We start from the raw sequence: 23,994 nt of genomic DNA, 5'->3' as shown, positions 1-23,994 counted from the left end.
TAGTTTTAATTAATTATTTTGGTGTTAGTAATTCTCTATACTTTTATTTTTTTTGAGGTCTCAAGTATTCTGGCTCCTGGATCTACCTCAACTTGGTAAGCATCAATAGCCCCTGCGTTTTTTATCCCCTGTATTACCTGATCTTCTTTTCCTTCTGGCGCCAAAACCACTATGCTGCCTCCGCCACCAGAACCAACAATCTTAGCCCCTAACGCCCCAGCATTTAAAGCCCCTGAAATCATATCGTCAATTCTAGGCACTGTTATTTTTAAAATGTCTTTTAAAATAGTATGGTGCGCGTTCATTAAATTGCCAATTTCCTTAAAATCTGGCGTATCTCTTTTAAATGCAACCAACGCTTTTTGGGTAATATCATGGTTTACAATTGCAGCGTATAAATAACTTTGCAAATCATCGGGCACATAATTCAAATAATATTTTAAATCTTCCCGCTTTGCTTTTTTTATGTCAAAATCGCGCAGCTCGCTCTTCACTTTATTAATTGCCAAAAGGGCCTTTCCCCTTAGTTCGCTTAAAAGGCCAACGGTTTCCTTTGGTATGCCAGATTCGCCAATAATAATACCTTTTAAATTGGCATTGATTATTTCATATGAGAAATCATGCCCCGTTTCTAAATAAACAATATTCCCCAGTCCAATACTATATTGGTCCATTTTACCTCCAGGTGCGCCTTGTTCCAATACTTCAGATTCATATGCGACTTGCGAAATGAATTCTGATGATACTTCTGCATCTACCCCAAACGCCTTAACCAAAAAATGCACCCAAGCAACAACCACTGCCGATGAACTTGAGGTACCTGCATTGATTGGTAAATTGCCAACAATTTCGATATCATACCCTGTTGTGGGTACACAACCATATCGCCTTAATACTTTTAGGGCATACAATAAATGATCCCCTTTTTCAATAACACCTATTTCGGCATCTATATCAATAACCCTTTTTTGGTTTATGTTTGGTTTATTAATGTTAAAAACACGTTCTTCATTTTCTATGGCCGTTAACTTAATGTTTCTGTTAATGGCACATGCTATTACAGGTAAGCCCAAATAATCTTGATGATCTCCAAACAAACATGTTCTCCCTGGTGCTAATGATATAATTCTCTTCATTTTCAATACTTACTATCCTATTTTTTTGATAAGATTTGATGTTAATTTTTTGTTACAAAAACATCAATTTTCCATTATGATTTTAGCGAATGTATTTATTTATTTTTAATAAAAAAAGAAAATGATCCAAAAATGTGCTCGAACACATAAAAAAAGTGTTATCGAGCACATTTTTTGTAATATTAACCTTTACTTTTCATATATTTGTTACCATGAAGAAGTATACCATTAAAGATATAGCTAAACTAGCAGGTGTTTCTAAAGGAACTGTAGACCGCGTTATACATAAAAGAGGTAAAGTATCCCAAAAAGCATTAGAAAAAGTTACCAAGTTGCTTGAGGAAATTGATTATCAACCCAATCCTATTGCTCGAAATTTAAAAAACAATAAAATTTATCAAATATGTGTGGTATTACCCAATCCGGCCGAAGACAGTTTTTGGGAGCCCTGTACAAAAGGTGTTAACCAGGCCATTGAAGAATTTAAGTCTTTTGGCATTGCCATTAAATTGTTTTTCTTTAGCCCTAACAGCACAAAATCCTTTAAAGATGTAAATAAAGAGGTTTTAAACTTAGCTCCAGATGCCGTATTGCTTACGCCTTTATTTTTTAAGGAGAGTATTAATGTTTCAAAGAATTACAAATCGGCGGGTATTATTGTTAGTACTTTTAACAACCAAATAGATTCTGATGAGATCGTGAGCTTTGTTGGGCAAGACCTGTACCAAAGTGGCAGGGTTGCGGCCAGATTAATGCACATGATAGCCGCAGCGAAATCTGATATTATTATTTGCCATATTGATGAGAGCTTTAGCAACGCCTTGCACATGCAGCAAAAAGAAAAGGGCTTTAGAAATTACTTTAGCACCTTAAAGGACTATAATATTTTTACCATTAATGCCAACCAAAAGAACTTAAACAAGTTAATTAAGGAAACTTTAAAAGCGCACGAGCGTGTTTCTGGAATTTTTGTTACCACTTCTAAGGCATTTAATGTTGTTGAGCTTTTAAAGGACAATAACATTAAAAACATTAAGGTTATTGGTTACGATTTATTGGAAGAAAATATTGGTTTCTTAAAAAATGAATCCATAGCGTTTTTAATACACCAAAGCCCTAAAATGCAAACCTATCTTGGGTTGACGTATTTGGCTGAACACTTTTTGTTTAATAAAGACATCCCCGATTTAAAATTACTTCCTATAGATATTGTAAATTCTGAAAATTTGAGTTCTTATATAGAACATTAATTAAGCTGTTGTAATTCCAGAACACCAAAGGAGCTGGCTATATGAAAGTTTGGCGTTTCTGTTTTAGGGTCTACCCAAGTTAACCAAACCGGTTCGTACCCCAATGCTTTTACTTTACAGTATTTGGCCCTAAAAATGCCTGTTTCTATCTTATTATTGTGTATTAAATTCAGGCTTTTTAAAGAGGCGATGCTTATTTTGCCTTCTACACTAAACCCTTTATCATGGGTATAAGACTTCACTATTAAACCTGTTTTGGGCCAATTCCATTCAAAATCAAATACCTTATTGGGCAATGCCTTAAAGTCCATAATTCTTGGTGTAGGGTCTATTTCCAGGCAGTAATACGGATTCAACGTTGCGTCCTGTCTAAAAAACAACTCAACCCGATCAGATACATTGATGCTCTTAAAACTATCGTCCGTTTTATCTATATGTATCGTATCATCCCATACTTTAAATACAAAAAATAAATGGGCCCCATCCCATAAGGCCCTAAATTCGGTTTTGGTATCTATAGTATGCTCCCAGGGCGATTGAAAATCGATTATCCTATTGGCGCTTTCCCATAACAAATCATCAGCCTTACCAGTAATTAGCAACTGCTGCTTTGGAATGTGATTGACTTTGTATGTTTTCATAACTGGCGTTTTGTTTTTTAACTTTTAATTGTTCCCTGAGACTGAGACTGTCCACTGAGACCGTCCACTGAGACTGCAAACCGAGACCGTCTACTGAGAGACCCCCACTTCACTCCCGCCCCAATAATAGCCAAAAATTTTAATTAAGCAATGAATAATTTTGTGAGTCCTTTACAATAGGCTAAAAAATCTTTAAGAACTTATAAATTGATTAAAGAATTGCATAATTTTTTTAAAAAATGATTTTTCCCACTTAATATTAAACTATATATTAGCTTTTTATAATTTATTATTTACAATGCCAAAAACCATTTATTTCCTCTTTGTTGCTTTATTAGTTTCCATTAACTGTTTTTCCCAAAAAAAAATAGAGCCTACCGAAAATGACATCAAAACTGCCAAATTACTAAAAGAACAGTATCCAGACGATGCCATTGTATTACAAGAGAGTACCGATTATATTGTGTTTGATTTTAATAAAAAGGAGCAAAAAGTAACCGCCAACCAAGAGTCTACCGAATCTATGATCAATATAGATTCTTGGACAAAAATTCAAAAGCATTCGTTTTATGACGAGCAAACCTCTATTAGTGATTTTGAGGTTACCAACATAAAAAACAAGAGCATGCACCCCTATATAAAGGATGAAGCTTATACCAGTGATGATTTATTTTATAATGATGCCCGCGTAAAATTCACCAACATTAACTTTCCGCTTTTAGGCTATAAAGTCAACACACATATAGAAAAGGAATATCACGATATTAAATACTTTACCAAACTTTTTTTTAATGATGCCTATCCCATCTTAAAAAAAACCATCACCTTTGAGGTGCCCAGTTGGTTAGAACTAGAGCTTAAAGAGATGAATTTTGATGGCCATGCCATTACTAAGCACCAAACCACCAACCCCAATAGCGGTACTAAAACCTATACATTTACCTTAGAGAATATCCCGGCCGCCTATAAGGAACCCAATACCCCCGGCCCCACTTATATCTATCCGCACATTTTAATTATAGCGAAGTCTTACACCTTGAATGGTGACAAAAAAACCATATTCAATACCACCCAAGATTTGTACAACTGGTATAAATCTTTGGTTAATAGCCTTGAAAATGACAACTCTACAATTAAGGAAAAAGTCGCATCATTAATTCAAAATGCCCAAAACGATGAAGAAAAGATAAAAAACATCTATTACTGGGTGCAGGACAATATTCGTTATATTGCTTTTGAAGACGGTATTGCAGGCTTTAAACCCGATGAGGCTTCTAGTGTTTTCAACAAACGGTACGGCGATTGTAAGGGCATGGCAAACTTAACCAAACAAATGCTTATTGAGGCTGGTTTTGATGCCCGGCTGACCTGGATTGGCACCAACCGTATTGTTTACGATTATTCCATACCCAACCTAGCGGTTGATAACCACATGATCTGCGCCCTACTAAAAGATGACAACATACTGTTTTTAGACGGCACCGAAAAATTCAATGCCTTTGGGGAATATGCCAATCGCATTCAAGGCAAACAGGCACTTATAGAAAATGGCGAGGGCTTTATACTGGAAACGGTTCCTGAAGTGGCATCAAACTTTAACAAGGAAGTTTTTAATTATTCACTAACATTACACGATAATCTTCTTAAGGGCACCGGCTCTAAAAGCTTTCACGGTGAAAGCAGAACCCATTTGCTATATAATTTCGATAATTTGAAACGCGATAAAAAAGAAGAATTTTTAGACTTTTATCTTAGCAATGGCAGTACCAACATAAAAGTATCTGATATTAAAACAACCAATTTATTAGATCGCGATATAAGCCTAAACATATCCTATACTATGAGTATTAAAAATGCGGTGTCCGCTTTTGATAATACGGTCTATATTGATATTGATTTTGACAAGGAATTGGACAACTTTTTATTGGAAAAAAGAGAAACCGATTATGTTTTTGATTTTAAACGCTTTTTAGAATCGACCACCACTTTAAAAATACCTTCTGGTTACACCATTACACAAATACCCGAAAGCATAAGTGTTTCCCATAAAAATTTTGATATGGCCGTAACGTTTACCAAAACCAATAACATTATTACATATAAAAAATCCTTTAACCTTAAAAATGCTAAAATAGAAACTTCAGATTTTGAAGCTTGGAACGCTTTTATTTCCAAATTAAAACATGTTTACAACGAACAAATTGTATTAACCAAGTTATAAGTACATGTATCATTCTAAGGCAAGCAACAACCAAAATATAAAACAAACTGATGAAGATTAAAATCCTATGCACCGTTTTAGTGGTGTTTTCTCTTTGTGGAACAGCACAAACAAAAGAAGAACTTAAAATTAAAGATTTTTTCTGGGGCGAACACGATACGCACAAAAATGCCTATGAGGTCCCCGAAAAATGGCAAAACGAATCGGCCGTTATTCTTTACAAAAACGAAAATTATGATTTTCACAAGTTTGCAAAAAATGTTACCTATACCACCTCTATAAGAAAACGTATTAAACTATTGGATAAATCGGCCATAAAAACCTTTTCTGAATTTTCATTTAAAGACCTATTTAAAGAGCCGGCCAAAGTTATTGTATTTCCCATACCAATTGCATTCAATGTAAAACAAAAAACAGGGAGCTATGCTGGTATCAAGATCATAAAACCCAATGGCAACGAAATTGAAATCGATATTGAAAAGGAATCTGTACAGGTAGATAATGAAACTAAAATTGCAATTTCCAATCTAGAGGTTGGCGATATTATCGATTATTACATCTATAAAGAAGACCCTTTTAAGTCGCATTATGCATTTGGGTTTGATCCTGTTGAAACAACCTTATCAGACAATTACCCTATTATTGATTACAAGCTGTTTTTTGAAACTGAAAATGATTTTTTTATAAACTTTAACTCTTTTAACGGTGCGCCCGAGCTCAAGGAACTTGAAACCGATAAGAACAACCTAAGGCGCTACAGCTTAGAAGCTTCCAATATTAACAAGTACGAGCCCAATAGGTGGTTTTTCCCGCTTGTAGAACTGCCCACTTATAAATTTCAAGTGTACTTTGCGCGTTCGGGTAAGTTTGAAGACCAGGCCATGGCATTCCTACCAGAAAAAGAAACCATCATTAAAAAAAGTGTTAGTAAAGAAGAAGTGCTTGATTTATACGACAAGCGTTTTAAACCCGATGGCGAGGTTATGGAAGTTAGCAATTTTCTAGAAGATATAAGCTTTCAAAGCGATAGTGAAAAAGTTACCGCTGCCTATTATTACATGAGGCACCATTATTTAACACGGTATGTAGAGGCCATGTACCTTAAAGAGGCCAACTCTATTTATTACCCATTTCAGTACTACAGTTCGAGGTCTATATTCTTAAATGACCAAAAACATTTTATCAGGCATTTTACAGAATTTTTAAAACGCGAAAAAATCGCTTATGAAATTGTCGTGGCCAAAAAACGATTTGATGGCACTATAGACGATTTGTTGATTGAAAAGAATGTTAATGTATTTTTAAAGGTTATAACAGAAACGCCCTTGTATTTAGAGTACTTTGGGCCACACACCTCTGTTAACGAATTTCCGCCATTGGTTGAAGGTACCGATATTTATCTATTAACAAGTTCTAAAAATAAAATTGACGGTATTAAAGATGGCCAATTGCCTAAGAGTACCTATGCGCAAAACGAATCTAAAAAGGACATTAGCTTTACACTTAACGAAGATATGACAGTTGCTACCATTACTGCAACCAATAGCTTTAAGGGCCACCAAAAAAGCGACCAACAATACGATCGTTTACTCTTTACAGATTATGTGTATGAAGATTACGAAAAATACCAAAGCCAATCGTTTGTAGACCATGTAAGGCGAAAAAAAGATAAGGCCAAGTTTCAAAAAGAATTGGATGCCATCATTACAAAACTTAAGGACAACCAACAGGAACGCTTTAAAAAAGCCATTGAAGCGGAGTTCGGACTTGATGATGTGGAAGACTATACATTTGAAATTAAAGAAACAGGGCGTTATGGTTTGGATACTTATTTTACGTACACCGAATCTTTTAAAGTTAAAAATGCCTTTGTTAAAAAAGCGGGACCTAATTACATTGTTGAAATAGGAAAGCTTATTACCGAACAAATCGATTTAACAGATAAACAACGCACACGTACCGAGAACATCCATATGTCCCACCCCAGATGCTATAACAACAAAATAACCTTTAACCTGCCAAGCGGCTATACCGCTACTGGTTTAGATAAATTAAATAGGTCTGTCGATAATAGTACGGGAGCATTTATTAGTGAAGCAACATTAGATGGAAACACCTTGGTAATTACCACCTCTAAACAATACAAGCACCATTACGAACCCAATTCCAACTGGGAGCTGATGGTTGCGTTTTTGGATGCAGCCAACCAATTTACAAATGAGAAGATCTTGTTGAAAAAAATATAGTGTTGGGTTTTGGGTGTTGGGTTTTGGGTGTTGGGTGCTGGGTGTTTGGTGTTGGGTTTTGGGTGCTAGGTTTTAGGTATTGGGTATTGACAGGTATTCATACTGAAATGGGGAATCTTAAAAGCATTTACAGAAGCTAACGGCTAACAGCTAACGGCTAATGGCTAACAGCTAACAGCTAACAGCTAACAGCTAACAGCTAAGAGCTAAGAGCTAAGAGCTAAGAAAAAAAACAAGTTACTGACAATAGGTAAACAACTTACTCATAGTAGACAAACAACTTGCTTATAATAGATAAACAAGTTACTAACAGTAGATAAACAACTTGCTCGTAGTAGACAAACAAGTTGGTTTTAAATAGATAAACAGTTTGTTTGTCTGTTTAAAAAGAAAAACCATCGTGCTTTAGGCCTAAAGCACGATGGTTTTTACATAATTAACCGCTTTTAAATACTGGTTTGTTTAAACAACATCCAACGTATCGTCCAGAACGCCACTGCGCAGGTTGGCATTGTTACCATACCCCTTACGCACCTCCAGGACGTAGGTACCCGCTACCAGCGTAGCTGGTACAGCAAACATCAATTGCCCCTCGGTACGTTTGGCAATAATATTGGCCTTGGTCTCTGCACTGCCATCGGTAGGCACAAAGTACAGACCTTCTAAGGCGTTATCGGGATTAAACTTCAGTTCTTCACCTATAATCTTACCAATACCACCAGGCGTAAGCAAACTGTTGGTGGTGTTAGAATTTACATCGGTGTACTCTAAGAGGGTTGGCGATGGTGCACTAGATGCCACTCTTTCTGCCTTCGCCTCACGCAGTTTTTTGTTTACCAAATCGCCTGCCGATACGCTGGCCTTTTTGGCATGGCGCGTTGCATCAAAGGTATCGGCCGCATTAATAAACACCCCCTTAATGCCCGGGCGCATACTAAACAAGGGCGTTACCACAGAATAGCCGTTAACCACCTCATCGCTTATTACCTCGTTCAATAGGTTGGAGGCTGCCTTTAGGTCGGTTCGCGTTAATGTAGTACCACGCTTTAGGGCCAGTTCAATAATATCGTCCGTATAGCGGATGCCCGCTAGTTGTACCTTGGCCGAATGGTCGTTCGGATCGGGGGTTATTGCATTAAGCTGTAAATAAAATTTAATTGCCATAATTTCTGTTTTTAATGGTTAAACGTTTTTATTATTTTCTATTCTTATTCTAAATGGTTAGTTGTTGCTTACTGTTTAGTTGTTTGTTGTATAGTTGGTTAGTTGTTTGTTACTGTTTAGTTGGTTGTTGTATAGTCGGTTAGTTGTTGCTTACTCGGATTTGCTTACTGTTGCTTTTAAACTCCCCGGATTGCTGCTTTGCAATTCCAGCGCGCCACCAGGCACCTTCGCTGAAACAGTCCACTGGACTGTTTACTCACGCTCGGTCCCCCCTCTTATGCCGCCGTAAACGGCACAATAGGGGAGCCAGATTCGTCTGGCTTTTTAATTTCGTCTGAGTAAGCAAACTCTGAACTCTGAACTCTGAACTCTGAACTCTGAACTTGCTAAGTTGAATGTTGTTTTTTCATAATGTTTGTGTTTTAGTTGGTTTATTATTAGTTCAGCGTCTTTTCTTTTCTTTATTTTCAATGAACGTTTCTTTTTTCTTTTTCTTCACTCGTGCTAGCCGAATGTTTTTCTTTAAAAAGTCTGCACTCAGCTCCTCCCTTTAGTTAAAGGGAGGTGGCCTGCGCCCTAGCGCAGGACGGAGGGTTTGCACCCACAGCTACTTCAACACAATCGTATATCGTAAACTCTAAATCCATTTCCTCTATAATCCAAAAACTTTTCACATACAATTGTATTTACAATTATCAATATTTGTTTTTATTTGTCATTTTTTCAGTTGCAAATATGTCAAAAATAATAGGAATAAACATACTTAATCTTTCAAGCGTACGAAAGATTATTTTAGGTTTTTGATAGACAAGAGCGGGTATTTAAAATCAATTGATTGCTTTAAATATGTTAAAACTGAAAAACATCAAGCCTTATGAAAATTAGCCACGAATACACGAATAAATACTAATAGTCTTTTCTAAGTTTAAATGGAACGCGATATGGGCTCCCCTCTTCTTTTCCGAAGAGGGGACGATTGTTGTGCAACAACAATCCGGGGAGTTTTATAGCAACAGTAGGCCATTTTTAAAGCATAAAGCAACATTTAAAACATATCTTATTTAATTATTTAAGTTTTATCTATATTCGCTTTATGTCCCAGAAAGTCCATAACAAAAAAGAGCTTGAAAATTTCCGAAAGGAATTGCGCCACAACCTGACACCTGCCGAAGCGTTCCTTTGGAAGCATTTAAAGGCCAGACAGCTTAGAGGCAGAAGATTTACAAAACAGCACAGCATAGGCTATTTTATTGTCGATTTTTATTGTGCTGCCGAACGATTGATTGTGGAATTGGACGGGGAAGTACACAACAATCCCTTAGCAGAGGCCTATGATGCCAGACGGACCAAGTACCTGGAAAGTTTTGGCTATAGGGTTCTACGGTTTGAGAACAAAATGGTCTTTGATTCCCTGATACAGGTTTTGGATGAAATTGCCTCTCATTTTAAGGACTAAAAAACCTGTAGTGACTATCTAACTCCCCTGATAATTGCTAAAGCAATTATCGTCCCCTCTTCGGAAAAGAAGCGGGGAGCCACTTCGCCCGCGTTAAAGCACTCACCCAACCGCTAGATACTTCACGAACATTTTTATGAGCTTTTTCAGGAACTTGGCCTTGGTCATCTTGCGGTTTTTAATTTCCTGTATGATGCTCCGGTAGCCTTCCAGGCTCATGCCAAACAGCTCCTCGAAGATGCGCATGGTCTCGGCCAGGCTTTTGTTCTTGCTGATGATAAACCCACAGGTATAGACAATGTAGATCCATTCCACCAGCTCGCGCTTGGTACCCTTCCATCGCAACAGGGCGTTTTTCTGCGGCCCTGCTTCGGGTGCTGTGGTGTCCAGGTCCAACAGCGCTATCTGCTCCCTTAGGGTTTCTATCAGTCGCTCGTAAGCTATCAGGGTGGCCAGGATGTTGTCGATCCCGGTGGTTAGGCCGGGGATGCTGAACAGGCAATAGGGTCCCGCGTTTAGGCAGGGGGTGTTGTTCTCTGTGTTTAGGTAGATGGTCTCCAGGGTGGTGTCGCCACGCTTGTAGGCACGGTACAGGTCCTGGTGGGTGTTTATATAGTCCTGCCTTTTCTGGATTTCCCTGTTCAGGTACTTGATCTGCTTTTTTACCGTGCCCAGGGGCAGGTTTATCTGTACGGTGTAGTGCTCGCGGTAAAAGATCCAGTGGCCCAGCACCTGGGGCAGTTGCTCCTTGCGGAAGGCCCGTATGTCATTCTTGGCGGCAAAGTCGGCCCCTAGGGCCATGGCCTGTATCTGGCACAGGTACTTTTGGCTGCACTGGGCGCCCTGTTCGCATTGTTCCAGTAGGTCTGGGGTGTTGGTCTGTATTGTTTTTATCTCTGCTTCGAATTGTTCAAAGGTTTGATTCATTGGTACTTTAATTTTTTATGTATTAGTATTTCTTTCTTTTCATCTTGTTTGCTATTAATTCTTTAGGTTAATCATATTTTGGGCCTTTTTAGGGCCAAGCTTTTTTTAATAAATGTATTTCGAGTGGTGTGTGTGTTTCTAGGTCATGGTCTTTGGGTTTTAGGGTTATACATTGTTTTGTTCTATTAACGAAGCCCAAATTTAATACCACTAATTTTTTTTTATTTTTTTTTGGATGGGTTTAATAGAATTAAAAAATGGTGTTATTAGCGCTTATGAATTTAAATACTCCCCCAAGAAAGCTATAAAAATTCTGGCGTCCTTCGCTACAAACTATCCCGAAGCTTCTTTTGACTGTATTACAAAAGATAGTTATTTGGAGTGGTTAGATAATAGCTAAAGCTATTCGACCCGCCACGCGAAGGGATTCGCCGCGGCAGCCGGTGGGTTTAGTGAGAATTGATATTCTTTATCGGTTATCACCCAATCTGTCTTTACTTTGTTACAAGAATTCGAAAAAACTGCCCTTATTTTGTTACAAAATTTTAAGAAACCACCCTTATGCCGTTAGAATTTATGCCGGCGCGTTTTCAGTGGTTGAAGCAAAGACGCCGCAAGGCACGCCTTATTTGTTAATGAATTTGCCTTATTATTTGGGAACTAAAATTCCTGAATATATTGATTACTTTTTAAAAAGTTCCATGTAATCTTCAAATAAATACAACCTACCACGGTTAGCACCGGTAACTTCTTTTAAAATTTTAAGTTTTTCTAAATCCGTAATTAATGCGTAAGCCGTTTTAAGGGATTTTTCAATAATGATACTAATAGTTTGTGCATCAACAATGGGTTTATTGTATAAGTAGTTCACTACTTTGTAAGCATCTCCACTGCGTGTTCCCAATTCTTTAAGTTTCAAATCTATATTCCTTTGGAGCTGCAATATACCATCGAATGTTTTTACCCCTTTTTGTGCTGTTTCTATAATGCCTGTTAAAAAGAATTTTAGCCATTGCTCCATATCGTTTTGAAATCTAACACGCATTAAATTATCATAATATAGCATTCTGTGTCGTTCAAAAAAATCAGATAAATATAAAATGGGTTGTTTTAAAATGCCTGCACTCACCAAATATAAAGTAATTAAAAGGCGTCCTACCCGCCCATTACCATCTAGAAAAGGATGTATCGTTTCAAATTGATAATGGATTATAGCAGCCTTGATTAAATCCGGAAGCGGATTGGTATCATTATTGGCAAATTTCTCTAAATCTGATATTAATTCAGGTAAACTAGTGTCCACAGGCGGAATAAAAATGGCATCGCTTATAGATGCTCCCCCAATCCAATTCTGACTTTTTCTATATTCTCCGGGAATTTTATGCTCTCCCCTAACACCTTGTAATAAGATTTTGTGAGTTTGCCTGATAAGACGAGATGAGAATGGTAATGTATGTAACATTTTAACAGCTTCATTCATGGCCATGATGTAATTTTGAACCTCCTCCCAATCATTTCTTTTCTCTGTTTTCACATCTTCTTTGGAAAGGAAAGCTTCCTCAATATTTGTTTGAGTCCCCTCAATTTTTGAAGATTGTGTGGCCTCCTTGGCAATATGCATTTGAATGAACATATCAATATTAACATATTCCGAATACATATCCAATCGACCCAATTGTCTGTCGGCTTTACTCAAAAGTTGTATAACGTCCATATTTTCTAATTGCCACACGCGATCCACAAGTGTAGGTTGAAAACTTTTATAATAGCCTTGATTTACATAACCTCCGGCTTTAAAATTTTGCATAAACTGTAAATTAAATAATTACTATTTTACAAATCTACCAAAAAGTAAAATAGCAAAACCTCTTATTTTCGTTTTTTAACAAAAACTACAATAAGAATCATTGTTATTGTATTTTTTGATTAAAAAGTAAAATAACATCTAAAATATTTACACATGATGTAACCTGTTACAGCATCGGTTACCACCCAATCTGCATTTACTTTGTTACAAAATTTTAAGAAACCACCCTTATGCCGGTGCGTTTTCAGTGGTTGAAGCAAAGACGCCGCAAGGCACGCCTTATTTGTTAATGAATTTGCCTTATTATTTGGGAACCAAAATTCCTGAATATATTGATTACTTTTTGGAAAACTATAAAGTACATCCCGGCAGCTTAGACAATTAGTTTTAGATCGTAGCACTCGACGGGAGTCGAAGCGACCTGCCACGAGAAAGGTTTCGCCCCGGCAGCGGGTATTTATTCAGTTGTTCTATATGTTCTATATCGTAATTCTCCATTTACGGATTCAGGTATAACATCCATTTTTGTCCAAAAAGCAATTTTTAGTTCGTCTTCAGCTTGAATATAGTCATAAGACTCTGTAATTGCCTCTAAATATTTTTCAATTCCGTCGACACCTTTATTTTCGTAGTATTCAAAAATAAACAAAACCATTTCTGGACTGTCCGCAAAATCAGCTTTTTCTCCCATATTCTCAAAGTTTTGTTTCATTAAAACACCCAATTCAGAAAACTCTACTTTTCTTTTATTTTTGATAATACTATCTTTTTGAATGAAAAACGTGTTTCGAAATCTTGGAAGAAACATTGGGTTTTCACAGTATTCAATAGGATAGATATTCCGTACTTTGTTTTCCGTTTCTAAGACAATTTTAGGAATACTGTCATAACAGACAATTTCTTTAAGTCGGTCAAGAAAATTTTTATAATTGTCAAATTCCGATATTCGAATAGAAACATTTAAACTGTCCGAATCTTTTTGTCTAACGCCATATTCTTTAATTTCCTTTTTCTTGTTGCCACAACTTGCCAAAAGCAGAATTATTATTAAATATTTGGCGAAGTTTAATTTCATTTTAGAGCTTTGTTTATATATACCCACAACAACTAAAAAACATACAAGGGTGTTTATTTTTATTGAATACACTCAAATATACATAAACAACAAATACTTATACGTCTAGAGGATTTTTTGCACAGGTGTAGGCATCTTGGTTCTAATCTACCACACGAACGGATTGACTGCGTTGAACCTTAAGGTTTTGTACGGTAGCAGGACTTAAATATATCTTGTTTATATAAATTATGGGCTTGAGCAACGGTTACCAGTGTTATAAATAGTTATTTTATCATGCTTCTTAAAGTGTTTTCAATTCGAGGCGCATGACTAGCTCCCATAGTAACAAAAACAATTTCTTCTTTTTCAACTAGTTCAGCGATTATTTGCACCAGGTGAAAATCTCTGGATAAATTGGATGCATTCCATATATCGTATAGATACCCCTTGGGCCACCCTTGTTCATCAGAGTAGTCTCTCCAATCAATTTCAGGGTAATCTTTCTGCCAAATGCTATCAAGCGCTTCCCAAGACTGGTATATACCTTTAATATGTTTATAATTGGTTCTACTTTTTAAATATTCCTGTAATTTTTCTTCTGGATTTTCAGGCTTGCCGTGTCGCATATTACTGAAATAAGGACGGAACGTATAAAACATCGCTATTTGTTCAACAGGAAACTGTTTCATCAAGATTTCAATTTCGTCATCTCGAGTAGGTTCCCAAGTATATAAATTAACTCCATCCTTTTTTGCTAATTCAGAAACCAATCCACCCTCACCATATTTGTCAATGGGGTCTTGAAACCAAGTAAATAAGAAACCTAACCTTCCTTCTACAAGGGCAAAGGTAGGCTTTGCTTGATCCCACAAATTACGAATCGTATCAAACTGGGAATGATTTGGGTCTGTGGTATGCTCGACACCAAGAATATGCACTTCACCTTTTGATTTCGACCTAATAGTGTAGCAATATGGCCTTCTATGTGATTGCCAAATTTCTTTGTATGCTTCCATATCCATTATCGGTGCAATCAGTTCTCTATTTTCCTTAACATTATAAAACGATGGGGATTTCCAAATTATATTACAAGAGCATAAAATTGCAATGAATAAGAAAAAAAGAACTAGGCTAATTAAAACTTTCTTGGCTCTCTTCATAATTATTTATAACAACCGGATAAACATACCAGGGTGTTTATTTTTATTGAATACACTCAAATATACATAAATAACAAATACTTACAAGTCTGGAGGATTTTTTATAGCAGGTGTGGATATCTTGATTCTAATCTACCACGCGAAAGGATTGACTGCGTTAAACCTAACGGTTTGACTACGTCGAACCTATCGGTTTCGTGCAGCAGCAGGGGTTTTCTTTTGAGATTATTTATTAATTATTTTACTTATGAAATCATTCGGCATTGTTGGACCTGAATCTTCTTTTAAGAGCCCTGTATCTGAACGACTAAATAAGGATTGTAAAATCAGTTTTCTATCTTCAGCATCCATTGACGTTCCTTGCTCATTTAATAATGATAAGTACACGAAAGTTAAAGCATGTCTTTCCTCCGCATCTCTTGATAAATGAAGAGAACTAAACATAACTTTGTTAACTGCTCTTATAGCAAATGCCATTAATGCTAAAAATGCTATAAATATTAAAGACCAACGAACAACAGTTACTTCGTTACCTTTAAATACTTGTTTGAAAATATAATCAGGTGCTACTATTAAAATAGCTCCCAGTAATAATGTACAAAAACCAATTAAAACCATTAGAATGGTTCTAGCTGCCTTATAATTTTTAAAATAAGTATTTGCTTTAGTTTGCCAGTATCTTGCTGGTTTCGATAATTCAAGTTTTTTGTCGTAAGCAATTTCTAGATTTTTCCTTCTCTCTTTAGATTCCTCAAAAAATTTAATTAGTTCTTTTTTTATTCCTTCATTTTCTTCATTACCTTCAAACCAATTATTAATTAGGGCTTCTTTATCTTGTTTTAAAGTATCTATTGCTTCTACATAATTTTCGTAATCAGTATTAGCATTGGTTAGGTGTTCTGTTAAATCTTTTTCAGACTCATTAAGTTGTTCTTGAAAACTATTGCGTAGTTTGCTTATTGAGCTTTTTTCTTTGTTCCGTCTGTTTATGATTTCCGAATAGTCCTTTGACTCAAACTCATAAGCTAATAAAGAGCCGACAAAATCATTTCTGTTACTCATACGAAATGAGTCAACAATGTAGTTGTAAGCTCCTTGAAAGTAAGCCGGTTTGTTCTGATGTATGTCGATCAGGAATGCAGTAAGTGGTGCGTCAGAAGTGAAAAAATATGAATTACTCGATAACTGCCCTGATTCTTCCCTCCAATAACTATCTAAATTCACTGAATTCGTTTGATTGTGATAAGAATTAATGAAACTTTCAATTCTTAACTTTAACTTATTGAAATGTCTTTTTGACTGCTCAAATTCGTTAGGTAGTGAACCATAATCTTCCCATCCCTTAATTTGTTGTGTAATCCATTTATGTATTGAACTCAAACCTTCTAACTGAATAGAAAAGTTGATATGTGGATAACTTATATTCGCAGTAGTTGAATTGAACCATTCTGGTAATTCCGATTCTGCAATTTTCTTTCTTAATTCAGTTGTTGTCATTTTCAGTTTATGGATAACGGTCTTGTATATGAAAAGTAGCGAATTTCACTCACTAATTTTTCGATTTTGTAAAGACCTTTAATTTATTAAATTTCGTTTGTTTAAGCGACTAAACCGCCATTTTTTATATACGTTGCTGGCAGCAGTTTTTATCTGTCCGATATATCTATTAATTCAATTCCGAACTTGAATTGTTGCATTTCTTTTACTACTTGTACTAATGCGTACTTAGCAATATTAGATTTACACAAATCAATCCTTTCCAAAATAGGTTTTCCTTCATAATGATTATTTTTAAATGCCATTACAAAAGTCGCTTGTGACGGGTCTTTTCTCAACCTATCAATTAATTCCGTAACATTTACTTTTTTAGTCGGATTTCGTTCATTGTAAAGTTTTAATGTTTTCTGGAAATAGATACTTTTTTTACTGTCTTTTAAGTCATTTGACAACCTTTTAGCTGATAAGACAACTTGAATATACAAGTCTCTCATTTTTGTATTAAAACCATTCTTTACGTGAATGAAATAAACTTTTTTGTCATTTATAACCATTAAGTCGCAAAGTTCTATGTTATCATTAATTACCTTATCTAAGACAAAATAATTTTTAAGGTGATTATGACTCTTGTTATAAAAATCCTCGTCTTTCTTTTTTGGCCATTTTAATAAGAGTTCTTCTACCATTCTATATTTGGTATAAAACTCTTTGGCATCGTTATTCATTAATTCTAAAAACTCATCATCAAGTAAATACCAATGACCGTCAATCTTAAAATATTTCTGTCCTAAATAGTCAATTTCTGCCGTTATATGCGAGAAAAAATGCCCATATGTTTTCTCTGAATTATTTATCAGACCAACAATGTTAAGTTTAAATAATTTCCTTTTTATTTTGAACCTATCTCTAACATCTTCTAAGTTGTCAAAAATGTGTTTTGTACATTCAAAATATAGTTGTTCTCTTTTCTTAACTGTGACATCGGTTTTACCTCTTGAAAATTTTGCTCGAATTAAAAAGCTGTTGCATTCGTAAAACAATTCTAATTTTGATGGGTGTACAACTTCTATAACATCACTTTGATTATATTTTACTTTATCAGGTGTATTGTGTAATAAAATATCATCGACTATTATTTCCTTTAGTGTTTCGTCTAGTTCGTCAACTAGTTCGGGCTCATTAATCTTGAAAAATAATGTTAGTTGAACAGGCTTGTTGTTTTTTCTAATTTTTTGAATATCCTTAATTAAAACTTTGAGTTCATCGAAGTTTAGCTTCTTTCTAATACTAAAATATGAGCCAACTTCTAGTAAGGCAACGTCGTCATTTAACGAATACTTTTTGAACTCATTTAGTTTAAGCTCATCTCTTATTTGAAGCTTAATTTTAGTTGGAACTTCCGAATATTCCAATGTCTCAGCAATAGTTTGATTGAAATTGAAAATTTGTTTCTTTTGAGAAATATTATTGGCAACTCCTCGGATTTCCAATTCTTGAATTATATCCTCTTTGGGTTTGGCAATTCTTTGATATAAGTCGATTCCAAAACTCGGATTTATAAATTTCCTAATTACGCTCATTCCACTTCCGCTAATTACACAGTAAATTTCGGACTTGTATTTAATGAAGAGTACGAAGGAAAATTCTATAATTTCAAAATTTTGATTTTCCGTTAAACTTTCGGGCAAGAATAATTTCCAATAATATTTTTCTTTTGGCTGATTATAGCAGTAAGACCAGAATTTGAACTTTCCATCGTTTTCATATTTAACTTCAGGTTTTATGAGAGTTGAATCTTGAAATTTATGTCTTAATTTTTTTTCGTGATTGTTTTGGATAATTTTAATGATTTCTTTGTCAGACGCATCTTTAAATTCATAATATGATTTATCGATTTGAAAGATTTTCAGGTTGAATTTGGTCTGTCCTGCAATCATTGTTTCTTGGTTTGGTTAAATTGCTGCCAACAACTAAACAAACACACTAGTGTGTTTATTTCTATTATATACACACCTCAAATATAAAAAAAAACTCATAACATCTAACACTTTTCATACAAAAAAAAGTAAACTTTTATACAAAACAAAAGCACAAATCAAAGTTCAAGTTCAGCCCTGTAAAGTCACAAACGTCACAAAGCCCCAAAAAAACAAAAAGCACATCTCTTTCCCTGCCTGCTAGTTGCCGCATTCCCCAACACATTAGAGCATGCTGTCAGTAACCATTACCCATAACTTGGGTTTAAATGTCGCTTCTTAAATTACTGAGCTACTTACAAAGCTAATCCATACCAATGAATGTTCTTTACGGAAAACCGTAAAGCGGCAAAAAAATAGGGCAACTTTAAAATCCCCCCATATCAGACCATCCAACTGACACATCTCCAAATTAACTAATCAGCTAATCAACTCATCTCCAAATCGACTAGTCAACACATTTCCATATTGAAACATTAACAAATCATCACATTAAAACTCCCCCTACCCAAAAACCAAATACAAAAACAACCAGGTTAGCAAATCGCCTAATAGGGCCAAACCAATTATAATAAGAAGCCCTTTTATAAGGTCTAATAGTTTTTTAAACATGTCCCTGTATTATTTCGGGGTAGTGAAATTTTAAACAAAAACACGCTTGCCGCGTGGCGGCAAGCTTTCCTCCCCAAAAAGTATTACACAAGCCTCTTTATCCGCTATCGTACAATACGCCACACCTTTAGGTATAACAATAAAATCATTTTCCATTAACTGTATATCCTTATCACGCAACTGCAATACAAAACGGCCCTCTATAACCAAAACTAGGGTGTCGTGGGTGTCGTGTTTTTGCCATGCAGATACCCCCATTAATTTTACCAGTTTTAGGTGTTGCCCGTTTAGGCTTGCTATGGTTTTGGGGCTTTGGGGGTCTTTTATTAGATATAGTTGGTGGTATAGGTTTGTTTTGGTTATTGGCATAGTAGGGTGTTTTTTTAAACCCTGAGACCCATGTTTATTGGGAGGGCCTCAGGGGTTCTTAGTCATTTATGCTGTGTCTCACTGTTGATGGCCCTCGTTGCAACGAGTGCTAGCGGGGTAAAGTGCCGTACATTGTTTTTACATAGGCTTAAGCTTCTCTGGTAATAAGATAAACTCCATCAAATGTTCTTCTTTCAAATACTTTTGGGCAGCTTCTTGTATATCTTTAACCTTAATTGCTTCTATAATATTAGGATATTCCGCAATGGCTTCAGGTTTGAGTCCAAATAAAATTTGTTCAGTTAAATAATCCCTCCACTCTTGCATATTGGAATAGGATGAAACCTCATTGATCATGTAATTTTTAACCTTTTCCAATAAAACTGCATCAGGACCTTTTTTCTGTAACAGAATTACTTCTTCTTTTGTAAGTTGAGCTAAATGGTTTGCATTTTCAAAAGCACAATTAAAAGATGCTAATAACCTCGTTTCTCCTGTTGAAGCGGAAATGTTGTACAATGTCATTGGAGTGTAGACTGACCCTTCATCAAATCGTAACCGATTAAGTAATACTTCGTATAATACATTCCTTAAAATCTGAAATTTCAGCTTTTCTTTATCAGAAATGGGATTCATTATTCCATAAAAATATAAATCTATTTTTGCTTGATTTTGATCTCCTATAAAATATGTTTTATTTATACTTTTCTTTAAGTCCTTTTCGTTATAATCATTACCTCCAAATAAATTCTTAAGATTATCCTTGTCAGTAGGTTTATTAGGCAAAGACCCTAAATATCTTACAAGTATAGAAGTGACTTTTTTTACATTAAAGTTGCCCGTCAGAACAAAAGTCATCCCTTCAGGTCTCTGATATAACTCTTCATATGCTCGATAAACTTGTTCCAGTTCCATATCTTCTATTGCTGGCACCCTAGATGAGTACCTTTTGAAACCATCTTGAATAATATTTAACGAATCACGATAAGCACTTAAAGAATAAAGCTTATCCATATTATTTATTCTATTAATTTGTTCTTTTTTCCAATCTTCAAGAACGGCTATGTCCTTATTGGGACTAACCATATATTGGTGGAACAACTGCATCATAGACTCTAATTGATCTATAGGGCCAGATCCAAGAATGCCTCTTGAATCTTCATTAAAGAATGGGGATACTGAAATCTTTTTTTGGCTCTTAAAATAATCAATGTCTGCATTGCTTAATCCATTTACCCCGCTTCTATCAATTACAGAAGGAGCATGTTTTGCCAACCAATATAAACTATCATTAACAATAAGACTTCTATTAGAGAAAAAGCCTTTAAATATAATATCTTTAGTTATAGTATCCGATCCATCATGTACAACTGGTTTGAGTATAATTTTCACATGATTTTCTAATTTGATTATGGTAATACCAGCCTCCTCCTTGTGAACTGTAACCAAGTAATATTTACCTTTGTATATTTCCTCTAACTTTTCATTACTAATAATCGGCTCTATTTCATAAGTTTGTTGAACATATGGTTTTATTTCATCACTTTGAACTTCTTTAATCCATTCTAGTATTGTGGCTTCGTCTGGAATATTTTCTTGGTTAGGCCCCTCCAAAACAATATCCCTATTTTTATTGGCTATCCACTTTTGAGCCATGTCATTTACCTCCTTCAATGTGATATGGTTTATAAGACTATCCTTGATTATAAACTCCTGTTCTGGGTCTAAAGGTATATTATTGTTGGTAAAATGATTTTTGTAATTTTCTATCAAAGATTTGACACCTCTTTTCTCTTTAGATTTTTTTAGTTTTTCAAGTAGATTTTCCTTTGCATACTGTAATTCTACATCTGTAAAACCATACCGTACGATTTGTTCAACTCTACGTACTAATTCTTGAAATGAAGATTTCAACGATTCCAAACTATCAACCCTATATAATGAGGTAGTAAAAGTATCCAATCCAGGTATAGCTCCTGAAAATAAACTATGGGAAGCAATAATTGACTTACCTTTTTGGTTTATTTTTTTAAATCTGTTATTAACCATCTCATTATATAGATCATATACTTCCAAGCGTTTAATATCACTTCTTGTCTTTATTTTTGTGATAGGCCATTTAGTAATAACATTTAGATTATATGTTGGTTTATTATTATCTGCTCTTGTAACAACAAATCTGTTCTTACCATCAAGTCTTGGATTGATATATTTTTGTTGTTTAGTCCATTTTTTAGCTTTTTTAAGATCGTAAAAAAACTCTTTAACTTGCTGTTCCATTTGGTTGACATTTATGTCCCCAACAATAATGATAGCCTGTCCATTAGGTCTGTAATAATATTTATAAAAATCAATTAATTCTTGTTGGTTAACAGAACTTATACTATTAATTCTATTGCGTTTGGTTGATATATTTTGATAAATCGAGTTCAATTTTATTTTTTTATAATATTGATGGGTAGTGGGCAATGTATTGAGGTCAGAATTGCCATTTTTTAATTCTTCTATTACTACCATGCTCTCCCGTGCAATTTCGTTAGAATCGAGTTTTAAGGCATACGCCCAATTTTTAAGAATCAATAAGCCGTCTTTAATGGCTTCATTAGTATTAGGCAATCCATTGATGTAGTAAAAAGTATTGTACAAATTTGTTCCTGCATTAATACCTTTCCCTAATCTTAAACTATACTTTTCTTCAACAAATTCTTTTAAAGAAGAAATGTCTTTGGTATTAATAAAGGCCATATGCTCAATTAGATGTGCAAACTCGGCATAAGTACTATCAGTATTGGGAGTATTCACTATTAGACTATAGTTTATTTTATTTTTTTCTTCGCTGCTATAGCGAATATAATAGGTGAGACCATTTTTTAATTTGCCATAACGTAACTGTGGGTCCATAGAAAGTTGTTCTTTTTTTATTTGCCCATTGGTCTCTGTACATAAACAAATACTGATAAGTATAAAAAATAAACTAACAATATTTCTTAATTGTGTAGTGATAAACTTTATTGTCATAATAATTTAGGTTGTAAAATTGAAATAATTGATGCCACAGCCATGCATGGCTGTGGCATTTATGAATAATTTAAGATAGCAAGCTAATATCCAGTATTTTGTTCAAGGTTTGGATTGTAATCCAATTCATCTTGTGGTATTGGATAAAGAAAATCTTCTATAGTGAAACCAGTCTTGATATTTTCTAATACAGACTGTGCACGACCAGTACGTTTTAAGTCAAACCAACGGTGCCCTTTTTCTGTAAAAAGTTCAACACGTCTTTCTTGTTCAATGGCAAGTAATAAAGCCTGTTGATCAATAGATGGATTTGTATCACTAATTAAAGGTAAACCCGCTCTTTCCCGGATCATATCCAAATCTTCAATTGCATTATTTAAAGCACCCCCTTGCGCTCTTGCTTCAGCACGGATCAAATACATCTCTGCCAAACGAAATACCATGGAATACTCGGTTATTGGTTGACTATACATGAATACTTTATATTTAAACGGTACGTGTACAATATCACCACCGTTATCATAACTTTTAGTCCAGTTAAGTAATCGTTGATCATTTCCTTCGAAAGAATCTATCAAATCATTTGTTAATACATTTTCAGAATTTCCATCACCAAAATGAATTCCTTCGTATGTATTAATATAACTTAAAACAGATGGTAATTGCCAAATGGCTTCTTGGCTATTTGCTAAGAAAACTTCATTTAAATTGTCTAATAATTCATATCGAGAATCATTTATTACTTCTGTTGCTAATTGCTCAGCAAGCCCCCAATTTTTTTGATATAGATAAACCCTTGCTAGTAAGGCATTTGCTGTAGCTCTATTTGGTCTCGCTTTATCTCCTGCAATATAATCTTCACTTAAATTATCAATAGCTTTAAGTAAATCATCTATTATGAGGTTGTATACTTTATTTTCTGGCTGACGTTCTGAAACTGAATTTGTTCTATAATCTGTAGTTGTTATAAGGGGTACATCACCAAATAAATTAACTAAATAAAAATAGGTAAAGGCTCGGATGAAATATACCTCACCTGTTAACTGGGATTTAATGTCTGAAGAGACTTCAGTAGATATTGCTAATCCTTCCAATGCTGCATTTGCCGCATAAACTGTCTGATAAGCCGATTGCCAAGATTGAAACACTCTTAAATTATTAGGCATCAATACATTTGCTTCAAATTGAGAATAACTATCATTAGTACCAATATAATTCAATTCATCTGCCAATAACCCACATAATACAGTAGTACTGGCTTCGGTACCATTAATAAATTCTCCATCTAATACGATATCATGATAAATGCCTATAATAGCGGCTTCAGCAGTTTGATCATTATTAAACACTTGGTCTTTTGACACATATTTATCGGCTAGATCAACTTCAATGAAATCTTCACAGGAAAACAAACAACTTAAAATAAGTGACACAGATATAATATATTTAATTTTCAT

16 protein-coding genes are annotated in these 23,994 nt (G+C 34.9%); 4 read left to right on the top strand and 12 right to left on the bottom strand.

Annotated elements, in window-relative coordinates:
* Positions 1-35: 35 nt before the first annotated feature.
* Positions 36-1,136, bottom strand: a complete 1,101-nt coding sequence (locus AC5SR4_RS09730; RefSeq protein ID WP_495356054.1) for a mevalonate kinase family protein — start codon at positions 1,134-1,136, stop codon at positions 36-38.
* Between the two features lie 212 nt (positions 1,137-1,348).
* Between AC5SR4_RS09730 and AC5SR4_RS09725 the strand changes: the two genes are divergently transcribed.
* Positions 1,349-2,386, top strand: coding sequence for a substrate-binding domain-containing protein (locus AC5SR4_RS09725; RefSeq protein ID WP_495356053.1), 1,038 nt, complete (start codon positions 1,349-1,351; stop codon positions 2,384-2,386).
* Here AC5SR4_RS09725 and AC5SR4_RS09720 read toward each other — a convergent pair.
* Positions 2,383-3,027, bottom strand: a complete 645-nt coding sequence (locus tag AC5SR4_RS09720; protein WP_495356052.1) for a sugar-binding protein — start codon at positions 3,025-3,027, stop codon at positions 2,383-2,385. The two genes, AC5SR4_RS09725 and AC5SR4_RS09720, sit on opposite strands and share 4 nt — an antisense overlap.
* Positions 3,028-3,325: 298 nt before the next feature.
* Between AC5SR4_RS09720 and AC5SR4_RS09715 the strand changes: the two genes are divergently transcribed.
* On the top strand, positions 3,326-5,248 hold the full coding sequence (locus AC5SR4_RS09715; protein ID WP_495356051.1) for a transglutaminase-like domain-containing protein: 1,923 nt from the start codon (positions 3,326-3,328) through the stop codon (positions 5,246-5,248).
* Between the two features lie 50 nt (positions 5,249-5,298).
* Positions 5,299-7,494 (top strand): DUF3858 domain-containing protein, encoded by a 2,196-nt coding sequence (locus tag AC5SR4_RS09710; RefSeq protein ID WP_495356050.1) that lies wholly within the window; start codon positions 5,299-5,301, stop codon positions 7,492-7,494.
* A gap of 462 nt (positions 7,495-7,956) precedes the next feature.
* Here AC5SR4_RS09710 and AC5SR4_RS09705 read toward each other — a convergent pair whose 3' ends face one another.
* On the bottom strand, positions 7,957-8,658 hold the full coding sequence (locus tag AC5SR4_RS09705; RefSeq protein ID WP_495356049.1) for a DNA-binding domain-containing protein: 702 nt from the start codon (positions 8,656-8,658) through the stop codon (positions 7,957-7,959).
* Between the two features lie 1,093 nt (positions 8,659-9,751).
* Between AC5SR4_RS09705 and AC5SR4_RS09700 the strand changes: the two genes are divergently transcribed.
* Complete coding sequence (locus AC5SR4_RS09700) at positions 9,752-10,114, top strand: endonuclease domain-containing protein (RefSeq protein ID WP_495356048.1); 363 nt, start codon at positions 9,752-9,754, stop codon at positions 10,112-10,114.
* A 102-nt stretch (positions 10,115-10,216) separates the two neighbouring features.
* On the opposite strand, the gene AC5SR4_RS09695 is transcribed toward AC5SR4_RS09700, so the two are convergent.
* The 9 genes from AC5SR4_RS09695 to AC5SR4_RS09655 form a co-directional block, all read right to left on the bottom strand.
* Entirely contained in the window at positions 10,217-11,041 is an 825-nt protein-coding gene (locus AC5SR4_RS09695; RefSeq protein WP_495356047.1) for an RteC domain-containing protein, read from the bottom strand.
* Positions 11,042-11,723: 682 nt separating this feature from the next.
* Positions 11,724-12,848: a Fic family protein gene (locus AC5SR4_RS09690; protein WP_495356046.1), complete on the bottom strand. Its 1,125-nt coding sequence runs from the start codon at positions 12,846-12,848 to the stop codon at positions 11,724-11,726.
* 457 nt (positions 12,849-13,305) lie between these two features.
* A complete protein-coding gene (locus AC5SR4_RS09685; RefSeq protein WP_495356045.1) occupies positions 13,306-13,923 on the bottom strand; it encodes a hypothetical protein in 618 nt (205 codons plus the stop codon).
* A 266-nt stretch (positions 13,924-14,189) separates the two neighbouring features.
* Positions 14,190-14,921 carry a hypothetical protein gene (locus AC5SR4_RS09680; RefSeq protein WP_495356044.1) on the bottom strand — a complete coding sequence of 244 codons (732 nt, stop codon included), beginning with the start codon at positions 14,919-14,921 and terminating at the stop codon, positions 14,190-14,192.
* 369 nt (positions 14,922-15,290) lie between these two features.
* The gene (locus AC5SR4_RS09675) at positions 15,291-16,562 is read right to left on the bottom strand and encodes a DUF6161 domain-containing protein (RefSeq protein ID WP_495356043.1); all 1,272 of its coding nucleotides are present in this window, start codon (positions 16,560-16,562) and stop codon (positions 15,291-15,293) included.
* 149 nt (positions 16,563-16,711) lie between these two features.
* On the bottom strand, positions 16,712-18,499 hold the full coding sequence (locus AC5SR4_RS09670; RefSeq protein WP_495356042.1) for a DUF6119 family protein: 1,788 nt from the start codon (positions 18,497-18,499) through the stop codon (positions 16,712-16,714).
* Between the two features lie 681 nt (positions 18,500-19,180).
* The gene (locus AC5SR4_RS09665) at positions 19,181-19,519 is read right to left on the bottom strand and encodes a cupin domain-containing protein (protein WP_495356041.1); all 339 of its coding nucleotides are present in this window, start codon (positions 19,517-19,519) and stop codon (positions 19,181-19,183) included.
* A gap of 138 nt (positions 19,520-19,657) precedes the next feature.
* The gene (locus AC5SR4_RS09660; RefSeq protein ID WP_495356040.1) at positions 19,658-22,537 is read right to left on the bottom strand and encodes a M16 family metallopeptidase; all 2,880 of its coding nucleotides are present in this window, start codon (positions 22,535-22,537) and stop codon (positions 19,658-19,660) included.
* Positions 22,538-22,620: 83 nt separating this feature from the next.
* On the bottom strand, positions 22,621-23,994 hold the full coding sequence (locus AC5SR4_RS09655; protein ID WP_495356039.1) for a RagB/SusD family nutrient uptake outer membrane protein: 1,374 nt from the start codon (positions 23,992-23,994) through the stop codon (positions 22,621-22,623).

This window comes from Aestuariibaculum scopimerae (genome assembly GCF_059428085.1).
The sequence above is the reverse complement of the archived record's forward strand: the minus strand, read 5'-3'. Positions and strand labels throughout refer to the sequence as shown.